Raw genomic sequence first — 16,696 nt, forward strand, 5'->3', positions numbered from 1 at the left:
AACGTTCTTTATCAACGGTAAATTTATACCAATATACGAATAAATGTTTTTTGATTCGAATCAGCGAAAAATTGTATAAATAGGAATGGATTTGCATAAAAAATAGTAATAGGATATACAAAAAAAATGGCAAATGGGGACGGGAATTCTCCAAAGTGCAAGGCGCAAAATCGTTGCAAAACTTTTCTTGTGTCTGTATAATAAAGCGTATGGTATAACGGAGAAGAAGAAAAGTTAACCCAGAAAGGACAAGTGTATGTACGAAAAAATTTCTATACCCGAAATCTTTGGTATGAATGTATTCAATGACGCAATGATGCGTGAACATTTGCCGAAGCAAGTCTACAAGGAATTAAAGAACACCATTGAAAGAGGAGAAATGCTGAACTCTTCTATTGCAGATATTATTGCAAATGCCATGAAGGACTGGGCTGTGGAAAGAGGGGCAACCCATTATACCCATTGGTTTCAACCTATGACAGGGATTACCGCTGAAAAGCATGATTCCTTTTTGACAGCACCCATAAATGGAAAGGCAATTATGGAGTTTTCAGGCAAGGAGCTAATCAAAGGGGAATCGGATGCATCTTCCTTTCCTTCCGGCGGTTTGCGTGCAACCTTTGAGGCAAGAGGCTATACGGCGTGGGACTGTACATCACCTGCATTTTTAAGAGAGGATACGGCGGGAATTACTCTATATATTCCAACAGCCTTTTGCTCCTACACCGGGGAAGCGTTGGACAAAAAGACGCCCCTGCTCCGTTCTGTTGAGGCTGTTTCCAAACAGGCGATGCGTATTTTACATTTGTTTGGGAACACAACTGCCAAGAGAATTAATGTGTATTCAGGTGCTGAGCAGGAGTATTTCCTGATTGACCGTACATTGTATCAGCAGAGAAAAGATTTGATTTTTACAGGAAGAACTCTTTTTGGTGCAGCGCCACCAAAGGGTCAGGAGTTAGATGACCATTATTTTGGCTGTATTAAAGAAAGAGTTGCCTGCTTTATGCGAGAGCTAAACATAGAGCTTTGGAAACTTGGAGTGACTGCAAAAACACAGCATAACGAAGTAGCTCCTGCACAGCATGAGCTTGCTCCAATTTATGATGATTGCAACCGCGCCGCTGACCATAACCAGTTAGTTATGGAGGCAATGAAACGTATCGCAGGACATCATAACCTGACTTGTTTGCTTCACGAAAAGCCCTTCGCAGGCGTAAATGGCAGTGGCAAGCACAATAACTGGTCTTTGGGAACGGATGATGGACAGAATCTTTTAGATCCCGGTAAAACACCTCATGAAAATGCTCAATTTTTAGTGTTTTTAACATCTATTATCAAGGGTGTAGATAAATATTCTGAGTTGTTGCGTTTGGCGGCAGCGAATCCCGGCAATGACCACCGCTTAGGCAAGCAGGAAGCCCCTCCTGCCATTATTTCTATTTTCCTGGGAGATCAGCTTTTAGATATTTTTGATCAGATTGAGCATGGGGGAGCAACCAGCAGCATTCAAGGTGGAAAAATGCGTGTTGGCGTAAATACCCTCCCTTATTTGAAGAGGGATGCAACTGACAGAAATAGAACTTCTCCTTTTGCGTTTACAGGCAATAAGTTTGAGTTCCGTATGCCTCCATCCTCTGGTTCTATTTCAGGCCCCAATTTTGTATTGAACACTATTGTTGCAGATGTTTTGGCGGAGTTTGCAGATGAATTGGAGAAAGCTGAAGATTTCAATACCGCGGTACATGAATTAATCAGAAAAACCTATGCAGATCATAAGCGCATTATTTTTGATGGAAATGGCTATGCGGAAGAGTGGTTGCAAGAGGCAGAGCGCAGAGGGCTTAGCAATATTACAAATATGGTGGATTCCATTCCTTATTTGGTAGAAGAAAAAGCGATTGAGCTGTTTGAGCGTCATAAAGTGTTGAATCGTGTGGAATTGCACTCACGTTCTGAAATTTTGTATGAAACTTATATTAAACAAATCAACATAGAGGCTAGAGCTATGATTGATATTGCTTCTAAGCAAATCCGCCCAGCCATCGTAAAATATGCAGGTGAAGTAGCAACCTCTTTGGCAGCGATGAAGGCTGCAGGTTTTGATGCATCTGTAGAGGAAGAACTGTTGACGGAAATCAATGATAATATGAAAGCTTTTCAAGAGGCGCTGAAACATCTGACTGAGGTTACTCAAGAGGCGGCTAAGCTTAAGAATAATAGCAAATTACAAGCGATTTTCTATCGTGATCAAGTATTTAAGGTAATGGAAGAGCTGCGTAAGCCAGCGGATAGACTAGAGTTTTTGGTAGATGAAAAAGCATGGCCTTTCCCCACTTATGGAGAGTTATTATATAACGTATGATAATCTTGTAAGACAACGATGGAGTTTTTAGAAAAACCCCCATTTTTTTCTCATGAATTTTGAGAATAATGGGGGTTTTTTTGCGAAAACTAAAGCATAACTCCATACACAACAAAACGACTTTTGTTGTATGACAAATAAAAATAATTATAAAAAATATGCATACTATTGAAAGATAAATATAAAATATTGCCAAATATTTTGAAGGCATGTATTTTTTTTAAAAAAGAAAAAAATATTGAAAAATGTTTTTTTTTAGATACCTGTTAAAAATACACTTTATTTTCTTGCAAACCATTATTGAATGCGCTATAATGTATACACAGGATGGTGGCTTGAAATAAGTTATTATTTATTTATCATTAAAAGTAAGGAGTTAAATTTATTTTTTTTGGTACTTATAAACACTAAAATGACTATTATATACAAATTGCACATTTTTTAGTACATTTAATAGGGTTTGTTTAAAAAATGAGGTGAATCCAATGATCAACACAATGCTCATTGAAAAAGAAAGAATAGACAGAATCAATGAGAATAAAGAAATTATTGATGATAAAAGAATTCGTATTATTACCGGTCACTACGGTAGTGGCAAGACTGAGTTCGCAGTGAACTATGCTATGAAACTCGCAGGATATAACCGAAAGGTTGCCATTGCCGATTTAGATATCGTAAATGTTTATTTTCGCTCTAGGGAAAAAAAGAAGGAATTAGAAAAGGCAGGTATTTTGGTGATTTCCTCTTCAATTGAGGGGGACGGGCTGGATGTACCTGCAGTTTCTGCGGCTATGACAATGCCGGCGAGGGATCACAGCTTTGATTACATCGTTGACTTGGGGGGGAACGATGTGGGGACAAAGGTGCTTGGTCGTTTAAAACCCATTTTGGACCATGCGGAAGTAGATTTTTTTATGGTTGTCAATGCGTATCGTCCTGATACGTCCACACCAGAGGGGATTATCGAGCAAATGGAGAAGCTTGAGTTTTCGTCGGGTTTGAAGGTGACAGGTTTTATTAACAATACAAACCTGATTCGAGAGACTACACCACAGTGTCTTTTGGACGGGGATAGGGTTTTGAGAGAGGTAACAAAGCAAACGGGAATTCCTGTAAGGTATGTTTCTTATGTTGAGGAATTAATGACGGAAGAGATACCTCAGGGGCTTTCCGGTGAGTTGTTCCCTATGAAGTTTTATATGAGAAAAACCTGGATGTAAATTTAAATATTTATGGAGGTGTATTTGAATGGCAAAAGGTAGAGTAATCATTAACGAAACGCTCTGTAAGGGCTGTGAACTTTGTGTTTCTGTTTGTCCAAAGCATGTGCTGAAGCTTTCCGAAACCAAAATTAATGCTGCAGGCTATAACCCTGCGGAATCAGTAAATGATGATTGTATCGCTTGCACAAGCTGTGCAAAAATGTGTCCAGACTGTGCAATTACAGTAGAAAAACTTGACTAACAGAGAGGAGGAAATTTCAATGGCAAAGGTTTTAATGAAAGGCAATGAAGCAGTTGGTAAGGCAGCGATTGAGGCGGGTTGCAGATACTTTTTTGGCTATCCGATAACTCCTCAGAGTGAAGTTCCAGAATACTTATCCAGCGAATTACCCAAGGTTGGCGGTGTGTTTGTTCAGGCTGAGTCTGAAGTTGCGGCAATCAACATGGTTTATGGTGCTGCAGGTGCAGGGGCTCGTGTTTTAACAAGTTCTTCTTCCCCCGGTATCGCTTTGAAGCAGGAAGGCATCGGCTATATTTCCAATGCTGGTTTGCCTGCGGTAATTATTAATATGATGCGTGGCGGCCCTGGTTTGGGTACAATTCAACCAGGTCAGGCTGACTATAACATGACTGTAAAGGGTGGCTCCAACGGCGATTATCATGATATCGTTTTGGCACCTGCATCCGTACAGGAAGCTGTAGATATGGTTATGGAAGCTTTTGACTTAGCTGATTACTACGGTACACCAGTTATCATTTTGGCTGATGGTTTGATTGGTCAGATGATGGAGCCCGTTGAATTCAACTATGTTTGTAAAAAAGAATTGCCTCCTAAAGACTGGGCATTGACCGGTAAGGGCGACGGCGAGAAGCATATGGTAGAAAACTTGGTTATCGAAGCTGCTGATTGTGAAGCTTGGAACAAGAGACATTTTGAGAAATATGCAAAGATTGAAGCAAATGAGCAGGCTTGGGAAGAATACATGATGGATGATGCTGAATACGCATTTGTATCCTATGGTACATCCTCCAGAATCGTAAGAACTGCAATCAGCTATTTAAGAGAAGAAGGCTTCAAAGTTGGTATGATTAGACCAAAAACATTATGGCCTTTCCCTGTAAATGCTTTTGATAAATGGGACAAGAACATTAAAAAATATCTTGATGTGGAAATGAGCATGGGACAGATGGTTCAAGACGTTGCTTATGCTTGTAACGATAAAAACAAAATTGAGTTCTATGGCAGAACAGGCGGTATCGTTCCTGCGGTAGATGAAATTGTTGAGTTTGGTAAGAAAGTTATGGGAGGTGACAAATAATGGCAGTTATATTTCAAAAACCCAAAGCTTTAACTGATGTAAAATTGCATTATTGTCCTGGTTGTGCACATGGTATCGTTCACAGACTTGTAGCAGAAGTTTTAGAAGAAATGGGCGAAGACAAAAACGCAATTGCAGCAGTTCCTGTTGGTTGTGCTGTATTTGCAAACAAATATTTTAATTTCGATGCAATTCAGTGTGCACATGGTCGTGCTCCCGCAACTGCAACTGGCATTAAAAGAGTACATCCTGATAAATTGGTTATGACATATCAGGGTGACGGTGACTTGGCTTCTATTGGTACTGCAGAAATCGTTCATGCAGCTGCAAGAGGCGAAAAAATCACCACTGTTTTCATCAACAATGGTATTTATGGTATGACAGGCGGTCAGATGGCGCCTACTACATTGCCAGGCATGAAGGCAACAACTGCTAAGGCTGGTCGTGATCCTAAAATCAACGGTAACCCTATCCGTGTTTCCGAAATGCTTGCAACTTTGGATGGTCCTGCTTACATCGAAAGAGTAAGTATCTCCACACCTGCTCAGGTTACTCAGGCAAAAAAGGCAATCAGAAAAGCTTTTGAAATTCAGAAGCAAGGTCTTGGCTTTACATTTGTAGAGGTTGTTTCTACTTGTCCTACAAACTGGGGTCTGACACCTGTTAAATCTATGGAATTCGTAAGAGAAAAAATGATCCCTTACTATCCTCTTGGCGTTTACAAAGACATCACTGCAGAGGAGGGCAAATAATATGAATACACAGAGAATTTGTTGTGCAGGTTTCGGCGGTCAGGGTACACTTTCCATGGGTAAGATCTTGGCTTACGCAGGCATGTTAGAGGGTCATGAGGTTTCATGGTGCCCTTCCTATGGTCCTGAAATGCGTGGTGGTACAGCGAACTGCCATGTTATTGTATCTGATGAACCAATTGGCTCTCCTGTAATCACCAGTGATGCAAATTGCGTGATTGCAATGAATCAGCCTTCTTTAGATAAATTTGTAGACATCCTTGGTGATGGCGGCGTTTTGATTGCAAATGCTGATTTGGCTGTTTTGAAGGAAGAAAGAAGCAATATCCAGGTGATGAATGTTCCTGCAAACTCCATGGCAACACAGGAATTTGGCAGTGCAAAATTGGCAAACATTATTCTTTTGGGTGCTGTTATTCAAGCAACCGGTTCTGTAAAAGTGGAAAGCATTGATGATGCATTTGCTCATGTTTTCGGGGGCGCGAAAGCAAAATTTATCCCTGATAACAAGAAAGCATTTGAAATTGGTTTCGAATTTGCGAAAAATTACAAATAACACTATTTGATCCTAAATATTGACGGCCTTTTGGCAGGGGAAACCCTGCCAAAAGGTTTTTTTATTATAAAAAAGCATTCCGTACTGATGGCAGATATGATATAATTATAAAAATAAATGTTTCTTAAAAGTAAATCAAAAGGAGTAAGAAGCAGATATTTGAGGTGGGAAGGAAGCCTTCTTAAAAGGCCCATGGTACAGAAATTAACAATCATATTTCTATACCTGAGATATTTAAAAGAATGCATAGTTATAAACGGCATTTTATAAAAATGCAAGATAGAATTGCATTTTTATTTTAAGATAAATACGAGTACGCTTGGAACAAGTCTTTTGGGGGTATTTTAAAAACTTGTGCGAGTTTTACATATTTTGTAAAGGGCGAGGGAGAGGAGTGCAGTTTTTTGAAAAACAGAATTAAAATTTTTGTAGATGGAAAGTCCTTTACGCTTGTGGGGGAAGAGACGGAAATACATATGCAGGCTGTTGCCTCATACATAGATAATAAAATAGTGGAAATTCGTAAAAATGCAGCGGCAGTGAAGATGGATACAAGTCTAGCTTATGTTTTGGCGGCTTTAAATGTGGCAGATGATTATTTTAAAGAAAAAGAAAAAGTTGCCGAGCTTGAGGGTCGTAATTTAGGTTTGAGCACCAGGCTTGAGGAGCTGGTTTTTCAGGTGGATGAAGCGCGACTGGAGATTGCAGAATTAAAGGAGAAATCTAATCAGGCTGCGAAAGAGATTCAAGCAATAGAGAAACCATCTCTTGAGGAGTTTGGAGAAGTATTTGAAATAGATTTTGAAGAAAAGTTTGATGAGATGAAGGAAGAGGCAGTTGAAGATAGCAAAGAGGAAAAATCGGAAGAGCAAGAGGAACCGAAACTTGAACCTCTTTTACAAACAGAGGAAAAACCCCATTATTATCCCATGGGATTAAAAGGGGGACGGGCAGAGAGGTTAATGATTCAAAAAGCAAAAAGAGAAAAACGCCGCAGAAAGTAGATTTTACTTTTTTATAAAAGAGCTAAATGAAATAAATTATCTGAATAATAAAAAATAAAAGCATCAGACCTTTCGTTATTATAAAACGAAAGGTGATTTGCTTTTTTGGTAATAATAAAATTTGATATGATGTTAGTAAAGCGTTTATTTATAGAAATACAAATTTTCAGTAAACGCTTTTTTAGAGAGGAGAATGAAAATGTCTGCAAGGAATAAGCCTGAATTATTGGCTCCAGCAGGCTCTATGGAGAGTTTGAAGGCGGCAGTAAACAATGGTTGTGACGCCGTCTATTTGGGAGGAAAGCTTTTTAGTGCGAGACAATTCGCAGGGAATTTCTCGTTAGAGGAATTGGAAGAGGCTTGCGACTATTGTCACCTAAGAGGTGTAAAGGTATATGTTACGATCAATACATTATATAAGGTAGAAGAACTGAAAGAATTGCTGGATTTTGTAGGGAAACTATACAAGATGGGCGTTGATGCTCTAATTATTCAAGATAGTGGAGCGGCAAAAATAATTCGGGAGAACTATCCTGAGTTACCGTTGCATGCCAGTACTCAAATGACAGCGAACTCTTTGGAAGATGTTCGTTATTGGGAGAGCCTTGGATTTTCTAAAATTGTGTTAAGCCGTGAGCTCTCCTTGGAAGAAATCAGTGAAATTACACAACAGACAGAGGCAGAAATTGAAACCTTTATTCATGGAGCGTTGTGCGTTTGTTATTCCGGACAGTGCCTCATGAGCAGTATTTTGGGAGGTAGAAGCGGCAACCGTGGACGGTGTGCCCAAACCTGCCGACTACCCTATACCCTTTATAAGGGCGCGGACAAATTGCAAGAGGGATATCTGCTTTCACCAAAGGATATTCAGACAGTTACGATTTTGCCCCAGCTGATAGAGGCCGGAATTGCCTCTTTGAAAATTGAAGGACGGATGAAAAATCCTGAATATGTAGCAGGAGTTACCGGCATTTACAGGAAATATATCGATTTGTATTTTGATGATCCTGAGCATTATCAGGTATCTTCTGAAGATATAAAGTCTTTGACTCAGCTATTTAACCGTGGAGGATTCACTGAGGGGTATTATACCTCTGCCGGCGGCAAAGATATGATGAGCCTTGAAAGACCCAAGACGTGGGGCTTGAAAGTTGGTATTGTGGATAGCTATATTCCCAAGCATAATCGTGTTACTATACGTACCAGAGAACCCTTGGTACCAGGGGATGGCATCGAAATTTGGACGGCCAAGGAACCCCATGTTGGCACCAATATTTCGAAAGCTTCTAAAGCGGGAGAAGTGATTTCTCTAGCAATTGAAGGGGACATTCAAAAAAACGATGTGGTTTATCGTACGTATGGAAAGGCATTAAATGACGCATTGCGAAAGACTTGGGAGAAGGACAGTCGCAAAAAATCGATTTGGGGACTGCTGAAAGCTAAAAAAGGCCAGCCATTGGCGTTACAGCTATGGGATATGTATGGAAGCAATATTTATGTAACAGGAGATATGGTGGAAGCAGCTGGAAATCAACCTACTTCTTTGGAAAAGCTAAAACAGCAAGTAGAGAAAATGGGGGCAACCTCTTTTATGCTGGAGGCATTGGAGATTGATGGGGATGACGATATCTATGTGAGCGTTGGTGCATTGAATCAATTGAGAAGAACGGCTGTTGAGGCTTTGGAAGAAGCTATTTTGAAAAAATCAAAAAGACAAGAGGTTCAAAAGGGAATTACAGAGGAAAAAGAAAAAAGCCCTTATGTTCTTCAGAAAAAACTCCATGCATTGGTTACGGAGTTTTCACAATTAGAGGCCATAGTGGGTACAAAGGGACTTAAGGTAATTTATTTTGAAGCTTCTGGGGAAATGGAGAGAATGTTACCTCAAGCATTAAAGCTATGCAATAGTTTTGATGTTAGTCTATATGCTGCTTTGCCCAAAATCAGCAGACAATGGCGCAAGGATATAGAGGATGCCATGGTGGAACGCTTGAAAGAAACAGAAATTGATGGATTTTTAGTGCGTTCTGCAGGTCAATTTGGCTTAGTAAAAGACAGCGAAAAGAAAATTACTGTGGATTACACTTTGAATGTTATGAACGAAGAAGGTGTCGCTTTCTGGAAACAACAGGGTGCCGACAGTGTATGTTTGTCTGTGGAAGCGAATCTAAAGGAAATCAATGCCATGGGAGATAAGGACTGCGAAATGGTGGTTTATGGATATCTTCCCCTTATGAAAACGCAACAATGTCCCATCGGCAACTTTGCAGGAGGGAAAGAAGGGCATTTTTATTGTTCTGAAAAGAATAATACGGAGCTGTATTTCTTAAAGGATAGAAAGGGGCTTAAGTTTCCTTTAATGACAGATTGTGAGCGTTGTGTATGTACGGTATTAAATAGCAAACCATTATTTACACTGAAATTTTATGACGAAATATTAGAAAGTGTAACAGGAAGTGTGCGCTTGGAATTTACCAAGGAAGGGATTGGACGTGCTGCAAGAATAACCAAGGCATATGCTGAAATGACCCAAGACCCTAACAAAATTAGCTCAGAAACAAGAAGCCTATTGGAAGAAATGAAGGAAAAAGGGAATACGAAAGGACATTTCTTCCGCGGAGTGGAGTGAGGATATGTTTGATCTGTTGATCATGTTGAGCAGATATCTGTTTATCTTTTATATCGGATTCTTTTTATGGCAGGGCATTGTTTATATTGCGTATGAGCAGGGCGGCTTTTTGGGCAGCCCTTATCATGCGGTTTCTATCCAACGACGCCTTATTATTTTAATGCACATAACAGCCTTTTTGATTTTGGCTTTTAATCGGGATTCTGGAATATATGATTGGAGAACGGTTGTGTTTGGGGCGGCGGGATGTGTTTTTTTGCTGGCATCAATACATTTTTTAGACCGATTTTATTATGAAGGATGTCCTTTGATTTGGACGGGAACGCTTTTTTTGATGGATTTAAGCTTAATTATGCTACAAAGGATTGATCCAAGCTTAGCCTATAAGCAATTAATGTGGATGGTTATAGGGCTAGCTGGAATGCTAATGCTTCCTTTCTTTTTCCGTTTGATACCACGCTTTGAGGTTTTTGAATGGGCATATATAATTTTTTGCTTCGGTTTATTATTGTGCACAAAAATTTTCGGTGTAGAACGTCATGGCTCCACAAATTGGCTGAGTATCAGCGGGATTACCTTTCAGCCTTCAGAATTGGTTAAGTTTTTATTTATTTTTTATCTTGCAAGCGTTTTTCGTAAAAGGATTGAATGGAAAGAATTCATAATTACCGGTGTGCTCAGTGCAGGGGTGGTTATGCTTTTGGTTTTACAAAAGGATTTAGGCAGTGCATTAATCTTCTTTATGACTTATATGGTTATGCTTTATATCGCTACTGCAAATGAGTTTTTGTTTTTGTTGGGCATGGGAGCAGCATGCTTTGCTGCTACATTGGCATACAAGATTTTCTCCCATGTTCGAGTGCGTGTTGCTGCTTGGCAAAATCCTTGGGCGGATATTGACAAGGGTGGATATCAAATTGTAAACTCTTTATTTGCCATTACTACCTGGGGACTGTTAGGCAGCGGTTTGACTAAGGGAATGCCGAAAAGCATTCCTGTAGTGGAAAGTGACTTTATTTTTGCTGCAATTTGTGAGGAATTCGGTGGGCTGTTTGGCGCAGGGGTTATTTGCATCTTTATTATGCTGCTATATCGGGGTGTGCGCATTGCTTTGGATTCTAAACGAAGATACTATAGTATTTTAGCCATAGGAGTTACAACAATGCTTTGTTTTCAAGCCTTTATCATTATTGGCGGTGTTATCAAGCTTATTCCTTTAACGGGGGTGACCCTACCTTTTGTTAGCTATGGTGGCACATCTGTTTTAGTTAGCCTTATGATGATAGGTCTTTTGCAGTGGGTTTGTGTTTATTGCGAGCAGCATGGCGTTGATGAAGAAGCTCCTCCTATTTTTGAGGTTGAGGGAGGGGAAGGCTATGAATAATATGAAAAGAAGTATCAGACGAATTTTTTGGCTTTTGGTTCTTTGTTTTTTTCTTTTACTTGGATACATGGGTAAACTGGTTTTAATGGATCGTGATGGAATTTCCGCCAATTCCTATAATGCCCGTTTGCGCTATGTGGATAATACCATTCGCCGTGGAGATATCATTGATCGAGATGGTGAAGTCTTGGCTACCAGCGTATTGCAAAAGGACGGCACATATGAGAGAAAATATCTACGTTCCCGCATGGCAGCCCACATTACAGGTTATAGCACTGTTGGAAAAACAGGGGTTGAGGCTGCAGAAAATTTTCAAATGATGACTTTGCATAACGAATTTTTTCAAAGGGTACTCTCTGTTGCTACTGGAAAAGAGCTGGTAGGAAACAGTGTTGTTGTTACAGTTGATATGGATATACAAACAAAAGCGGGGGATCTTTTGGGAAATGCCAAGGGTGCTGTGGTTGTGATGGAACCATCCACTGGTCGGATTTTGGCATTACAGGCATATCCTGATTTTGACCCAAATACTGTTGCTGCCAATTGGGACAACTTGAAGGATAATGAGAATAGCCCCCTAGTAAACCGAGCAACTCAAGGTTTGTATCCTCCCGGATCTACCTTTAAAATAGTCAGCTCTCTAGCTGTGATGGAGAACCTAAATGACTGGCAAACAAGAACCTATGAATGCACTGGTGAAGCCAAATTCGAAAACAAGGTGATTCATTGCTACAACAATAAGGCTCATGGAACTGTTGACTTAAAACAAGCATTAACGGTTTCTTGCAATTGCTATTTTGCCCAAATGGCAACTGAAATAGGTGCATCTAAGTTGAAAGGTGTTATGGAGCGGGTGGGTATGGAAACGCCTTCTTCATTTGACTTGGCATATAGCCAAAATAAAATCGGATTGAATGCAGACGCTACGGAAAGTGAATTGGTTGAAACAGCAATTGGTCAAGGGAAAACAGCGGTAACACCATTGTATATGGCGATGCTGGCATCTGCTATTGCAAACGAAGGCATTATGATGCAGCCTTATATAATAGATCATATTCAATACAGCAATGGTAAGGCGGGAAAGCAGACGGTTCCGAAAAAGCTGTCAGAAATTTGTACCACCGAAGAAGCTTCTGTTCTTCGGGATATGATGGTTTCTGTTGTAGAAAACGGTACGGGGACTGCAGCATCAGTAAAAGGCATCACTGTGGCGGGAAAAACTGGCACAGCTGAGAATGCGACAGGAAATGATCATTCATGGTTTGTTGGTTTCGCACCGGCTGAGGATCCAAAGGTGGCAGTTGCTGTGGTTATTGAAAATTCTAAAGCATACGGCAGTGCCACACCGATTGCAGGAAAGGTGATAAAAGAGGCTTTGAATCAACTAGAGAATGAATAAATTCTCGGTTTATTGGGATTTGTACCATAAATTATATCTAGAAAGTATGTTCATATGGTGACTTTTCCTACACAAATACAAGTTGAAATAAAATTTTGTATTGAAAAAGAAACAAAATTCACTTTTTTAAGTCGTTTATCAGACAAAGCGGTTTTTCATGAAGAAAGACCGCTCGGTTTATGTATATTTTTGATTAAAACAGTTAAATATCAACACAATTTATGCATAGTGTGAAAGGCTTTTTTGCATATTTTTTAACAAAAAAGCAGATAGAAAGAACATTATTATGAAAAAGAGTAAGTTTAGGACATCAAATTTGATTCAGATATGGAGAGAGAATAAGTTATTTTTTATCAGTAAATTTTTTATTAACAAAGTCAAAATAGCTAAAAAAGAAATGATTTTGGTTAAAAATAAGTTTTTATTGACAAAAAACTACGTTTTTTCTCTCAATATTTTGTAAAAATAAAGAAGCTTCAATTATTAAAAATTTTTTTATTTTGAAAAAGTCCAAAATTTTTCAAATAATAATAATTTTTTAACAATTTAGGTTGCAATAAAAAATGAATAGTGTTATAATCAAGACGATAACAGGAGGGTTCATGCAACGAAATTTTTAGGTTGCAGTATAAATAAATTAGCTTATATTCTGTAATAATATTGGATATAGGTTTTTTCTGTTGTCATTATGGAAGAAAGTTTTTTTATTAACCATATTGAGGCTTTTTGATAGCCGAAAAAATCGAAATTAGCGAGTGTTTTATTCGTATGAGATAAATATGGAGGAGGACAAAAGACAATGTACACATTAGGTATTGATGTCGGCTCCGCTTCTTCAAAGGCTGTAATTTTGAAGGACGGAAAAGACGTTGTGGCTGCGGAGGTTGTTCAGGTAGGAACAGGATCTTCTGGTCCTCAGAGGGCACTTGATAAGGCCTTTGAGGTAAGTGGGCTGAAAAAAGAGGATATCTCTTATACAGTCGCAACCGGTTATGGCAGATTTAATTTTCCTGATGCGGATAAGCAAATCAGCGAAATCAGCTGTCATGCCAAAGGAATTTATTTTTTGGTACCCACTGCACGCACCATCATTGACATTGGCGGGCAGGATGCGAAAGCAATCCGTCTGGATGACAAGGGTGGTATCAAGCAGTTTTTTATGAATGATAAATGTGCGGCAGGTACAGGGCGTTTCCTGGAAGTAATGGCAAGAGTATTGGAAACTACCCTGGATGAAATGGCCGAATTGGATGAACAAGCTACAGATACTGCACCCATCAGCAGCACGTGTACAGTATTTGCAGAATCTGAGGTTATCTCTCAGTTATCCAATGGCGTAAGTAGAAATAACATCATCAAAGGTGTTCACCTTTCAGTTGCCAGCAGAGCTTGCGGCTTGGCTTACAGAGGCGGCTTGGAAAAAGACGTCGTAATGACAGGCGGTGTTGCAAAAAACGCAGGCGTAGTTAGAGCGGTGGCTGGTGTATTGAAAACAGACGTAATTGTGGCACCAAATCCACAAACGACAGGCGCGCTGGGTGCGGCATTGTTCGCATATGAAGCGGCACAAAAAAAATAAGAAAGAGGGATTAGAATGAGTTTAACACAAGGCATGAAAGCAAAACAGTTGTTAGCCTACTTTCAGGGAAAGGCTGATCAAGATGCAAGAGAAGCAAAAGCAAGAGGCGAACTTGTTTGTTGGTCTGCTTCCGTAGCTCCCCCTGAATTCTGCGTAACAATGGGTATCGCAATGATTTATCCTGAAACCCATGCAGCAGGTATTGGCGCAAGAAAAGGCGCAATGGACATGTTGGAAGTTGCTGATAGAAAAGGCTACAATGTTGACTGCTGTTCTTACGGCAGAGTAAACATGGGCTACATGGAATGCCTGAAGGAAGCTGCAATTACAGGTGTAAAACCTGAGGTTTTGGTCAACTCTCCTGCAGCAGACGTTCCTCTGCCTGACTTGGTAATCACATGTAATAACATTTGTAATACATTGTTGAAATGGTATGAAAACCTTGCAGCAGAATTAGATATTCCTTGCATCGTTATCGACGTTCCTTTCAACCACACAATGCCTATTCCTGAATATGCAAAGGCTTACATCGCAGACCAGTTCAGAAATGCAATTTCTCAGCTGGAAGTAATCTGTGGTAGACCTTTTGACTGGAAGAAGTTTAAAGAAGTAAAAGATCAGACACAGCGTTCTGTATTCCACTGGAACAGAATTGCAGAAATGGCTAAATATAAACCATCACCTTTGAATGGCTTCGACTTGTTTAACTACATGGCATTGATCGTTGCCTGCCGTTCTTTGGATTATGCTGAAATTACATTCAAAGCATTTGCTGATGAATTAGAAGAAAACTTGAAAGCTGGTATCTATGCATTCAAGGGCGCTGAAAAGACTCGTTTCCAATGGGAAGGTATTGCTGTATGGCCTCACTTGGGTCACACATTCAAGTCCATGAAGAACCTCAATTCTATCATGACAGGTACAGCTTACCCTGCACTTTGGGATTTGCACTATGATGCAAACGATGAATCTATGCACTCTATGGCAGAAGCTTATACAAGAATTTATATTAACACATGTTTACAGAACAAAGTTGAAGTTTTGTTGGGCATCATGGAAAAAGGCCAGGTTGACGGTACAGTTTACCACTTGAACAGAAGCTGTAAGTTAATGAGCTTCCTGAACGTTGAAACAGCTGAAATTATCAAAGAAAAGAATGGTTTGCCTTATGTAAGCATCGATGGTGACCAGACAGATCCTCGCGTATTCTCTCCCGCACAGTTTGATACACGTGTTCAGGCACTGGTTGAAATGATGGAAGCCAATATGGCTGCAGCAGAATAAGAAGGAGGAGAAAACGATGAGTAGAGTAGAAGCTATTTTATCCCAATTAAAAGACGTTGCCGCAAATCCTAAAAAAGCAATGGATGACTATAAGGCGGAAACAGGTAAGGGTGCAGTAGGTATTATGCCTATTTACTCTCCTGAAGAAATGGTGCACGCAGCTGGTTATTTACCTATGGGTATCTGGGGTGCACAAGGCAAAACAATTTCCAAGGCTCGTACATATCTTCCTGCATTTGCTTGTTCAATTATGCAGCAGGTTATGGAACTGCAGTGTGAAGGCGCTTATGATGACCTTTCTGCTGTAATTTTCTCTGTACCTTGTGATACATTAAAGTGCTTAAGCCAGAAATGGAAAGGCACATCCCCTGTAATCGTATTTACACATCCTCAGAATAGAGGTTTAGAAGCTGCAAACCAGTTCTTAGTAACAGAATATGAATTGGTAAAAGCACAGCTTGAATCAGTTTTGGGTGTAAAAATTTCAAACGCTGCTTTGGAAAATTCCATTGCAATTTACAATGAAAACAGAGCAGTTATGCGTGATTTTGTTAAGGTTGCAGCTGATTACCCTCAGGTAATTGATGCAGTTAGCCGTCATGCTGTTTTCAAAGCAAGACAGTTCATGTTGAAAGAAAAACACACAGCACTTGTAAAAGAGCTTATTGCTGAAATTAAGGCTATGCCTGTTCAGCCTTGGGATGGCAAGAAAGTTGTTGTTACAGGTATCTTACTTGAGCCCAACGAATTGCTTGATATCTTCAATGAATTCAAAATTGCTATCGTTGATGACGATTTGGCTCAGGAATCCAGACAGATTCGTGTTGACGTTCTGGATGGCGAAGGTGGCCCTCTTTACAGAATGGCAAAGGCTTGGCAGCAAATGTACGGTTGCTCTCTTGCAACTGATACAAAGAAAGGCCGCGGCAGAATGCTGATCAATAAAACAATTCAGACAGGTGCAGATGCTATCGTTGTTGCAATGATGAAATTCTGTGATCCTGAAGAATGGGATTACCCTGTAATGTACAGAGAATTTGAAGAAAAAGGCGTTAAGAGTCTGATGATCGAAGTTGATCAGGAAGTTTCTTCTTTCGAACAGATCAAAACAAGACTGCAGTCTTTCGTAGAAATGCTGTAATTTGAACAATCGTTTGCTAAAAAACTGTACACTGGGGTGGGTGACTGCTCCAGTGTATTGT

13 protein-coding genes are annotated in these 16,696 nt (G+C 39.8%); all 13 read left to right on the top strand.

Going from position 1 to position 16,696, the window contains the following annotated elements:
* The first annotated feature begins 256 nt into the window (after nt 1-256).
* The 13 genes from NE558_RS01555 (at nt 257) to lcdB (ending at nt 16,635) form a co-directional block, all read left to right on the top strand.
* On the top strand, nt 257-2,365 hold the full coding sequence (locus tag NE558_RS01555; protein ID WP_256148157.1) for a glutamine synthetase III: 2,109 nt from the start codon (nt 257-259) through the stop codon (nt 2,363-2,365).
* Between the two features lie 485 nt (nt 2,366-2,850).
* Entirely contained in the window at nt 2,851-3,585 is a 735-nt protein-coding gene (locus NE558_RS01560) for an ATP-binding protein (protein WP_256148158.1), read from the top strand.
* A 28-nt stretch (nt 3,586-3,613) separates the two neighbouring features.
* Nucleotides 3,614-3,829, top strand: a complete 216-nt coding sequence (locus tag NE558_RS01565; protein ID WP_066048094.1) for a 4Fe-4S dicluster domain-containing protein — start codon at nt 3,614-3,616, stop codon at nt 3,827-3,829.
* 19 nt (nt 3,830-3,848) lie between these two features.
* Complete coding sequence (locus NE558_RS01570) at nt 3,849-4,907, top strand: 3-methyl-2-oxobutanoate dehydrogenase subunit VorB (RefSeq protein WP_066048098.1); 1,059 nt, start codon at nt 3,849-3,851, stop codon at nt 4,905-4,907.
* Nucleotides 4,907-5,659, top strand: coding sequence for a thiamine pyrophosphate-dependent enzyme (locus NE558_RS01575; RefSeq protein WP_066048100.1), 753 nt, complete (start codon nt 4,907-4,909; stop codon nt 5,657-5,659). Before NE558_RS01570 ends, NE558_RS01575 begins: the two co-directional genes overlap by 1 nt.
* Nucleotide 5,660: 1 nt before the next feature.
* Nucleotides 5,661-6,215: a 2-oxoacid:acceptor oxidoreductase family protein gene (locus NE558_RS01580; protein WP_256148159.1), complete on the top strand. Its 555-nt coding sequence runs from the start codon at nt 5,661-5,663 to the stop codon at nt 6,213-6,215.
* A 404-nt stretch (nt 6,216-6,619) separates the two neighbouring features.
* Nucleotides 6,620-7,219, top strand: a complete 600-nt coding sequence (locus tag NE558_RS01585) for a cell division protein ZapA (protein WP_256148160.1) — start codon at nt 6,620-6,622, stop codon at nt 7,217-7,219.
* 199 nt (nt 7,220-7,418) lie between these two features.
* Complete coding sequence (locus NE558_RS01590; RefSeq protein WP_256148161.1) at nt 7,419-9,848, top strand: DUF3656 domain-containing U32 family peptidase; 2,430 nt, start codon at nt 7,419-7,421, stop codon at nt 9,846-9,848.
* A gap of 4 nt (nt 9,849-9,852) precedes the next feature.
* Nucleotides 9,853-11,232, top strand: coding sequence for an FtsW/RodA/SpoVE family cell cycle protein (locus NE558_RS01595; RefSeq protein WP_256148162.1), 1,380 nt, complete (start codon nt 9,853-9,855; stop codon nt 11,230-11,232).
* Complete coding sequence (locus NE558_RS01600) at nt 11,225-12,631, top strand: peptidoglycan D,D-transpeptidase FtsI family protein (RefSeq protein ID WP_256148163.1); 1,407 nt, start codon at nt 11,225-11,227, stop codon at nt 12,629-12,631. The genes NE558_RS01595 and NE558_RS01600 overlap by 8 nt, the downstream gene beginning before the upstream one ends.
* 799 nt (nt 12,632-13,430) lie before the next feature.
* Nucleotides 13,431-14,210 (top strand): acyl-CoA dehydratase activase, encoded by a 780-nt coding sequence (locus tag NE558_RS01605; RefSeq protein ID WP_256148164.1) that lies wholly within the window; start codon nt 13,431-13,433, stop codon nt 14,208-14,210.
* Nucleotides 14,211-14,225: 15 nt separating this feature from the next.
* The gene (gene lcdA, locus NE558_RS01610; protein ID WP_256148165.1) at nt 14,226-15,494 is read left to right on the top strand and encodes a lactoyl-CoA dehydratase subunit alpha; all 1,269 of its coding nucleotides are present in this window, start codon (nt 14,226-14,228) and stop codon (nt 15,492-15,494) included.
* A 16-nt stretch (nt 15,495-15,510) separates the two neighbouring features.
* On the top strand, nt 15,511-16,635 hold the full coding sequence (gene lcdB, locus NE558_RS01615; protein ID WP_256148166.1) for a lactoyl-CoA dehydratase subunit beta: 1,125 nt from the start codon (nt 15,511-15,513) through the stop codon (nt 16,633-16,635).
* The last annotated feature ends 61 nt before the right edge of the window (nt 16,636-16,696 follow it).

This window comes from Anaerotignum propionicum (assembly GCF_024461735.1).
GTDB lineage: Bacteria > Bacillota > Clostridia > Lachnospirales > Anaerotignaceae > Chakrabartyella.

Coding starts and splice junctions, on each gene's coding strand:
- NE558_RS01555 (WP_256148157.1), top strand. CDS start 257: ATGTACGAAAAAATTTCTATACCCGAAATCTTTGGTATGAATGTATTC.
- NE558_RS01560 (WP_256148158.1), top strand. CDS start 2,851: ATGATCAACACAATGCTCATTGAAAAAGAAAGAATAGACAGAATCAAT.
- NE558_RS01565 (WP_066048094.1), top strand. CDS start 3,614: ATGGCAAAAGGTAGAGTAATCATTAACGAAACGCTCTGTAAGGGCTGT.
- NE558_RS01570 (WP_066048098.1), top strand. CDS start 3,849: ATGGCAAAGGTTTTAATGAAAGGCAATGAAGCAGTTGGTAAGGCAGCG.
- NE558_RS01575 (WP_066048100.1), top strand. CDS start 4,907: ATGGCAGTTATATTTCAAAAACCCAAAGCTTTAACTGATGTAAAATTG.
- NE558_RS01580 (WP_256148159.1), top strand. CDS start 5,661: ATGAATACACAGAGAATTTGTTGTGCAGGTTTCGGCGGTCAGGGTACA.
- NE558_RS01590 (WP_256148161.1), top strand. CDS start 7,419: ATGTCTGCAAGGAATAAGCCTGAATTATTGGCTCCAGCAGGCTCTATG.
- NE558_RS01595 (WP_256148162.1), top strand. CDS start 9,853: ATGTTTGATCTGTTGATCATGTTGAGCAGATATCTGTTTATCTTTTAT.
- NE558_RS01600 (WP_256148163.1), top strand. CDS start 11,225: ATGAATAATATGAAAAGAAGTATCAGACGAATTTTTTGGCTTTTGGTT.
- NE558_RS01605 (WP_256148164.1), top strand. CDS start 13,431: ATGTACACATTAGGTATTGATGTCGGCTCCGCTTCTTCAAAGGCTGTA.
- lcdA (WP_256148165.1), top strand. CDS start 14,226: ATGAGTTTAACACAAGGCATGAAAGCAAAACAGTTGTTAGCCTACTTT.
- lcdB (WP_256148166.1), top strand. CDS start 15,511: ATGAGTAGAGTAGAAGCTATTTTATCCCAATTAAAAGACGTTGCCGCA.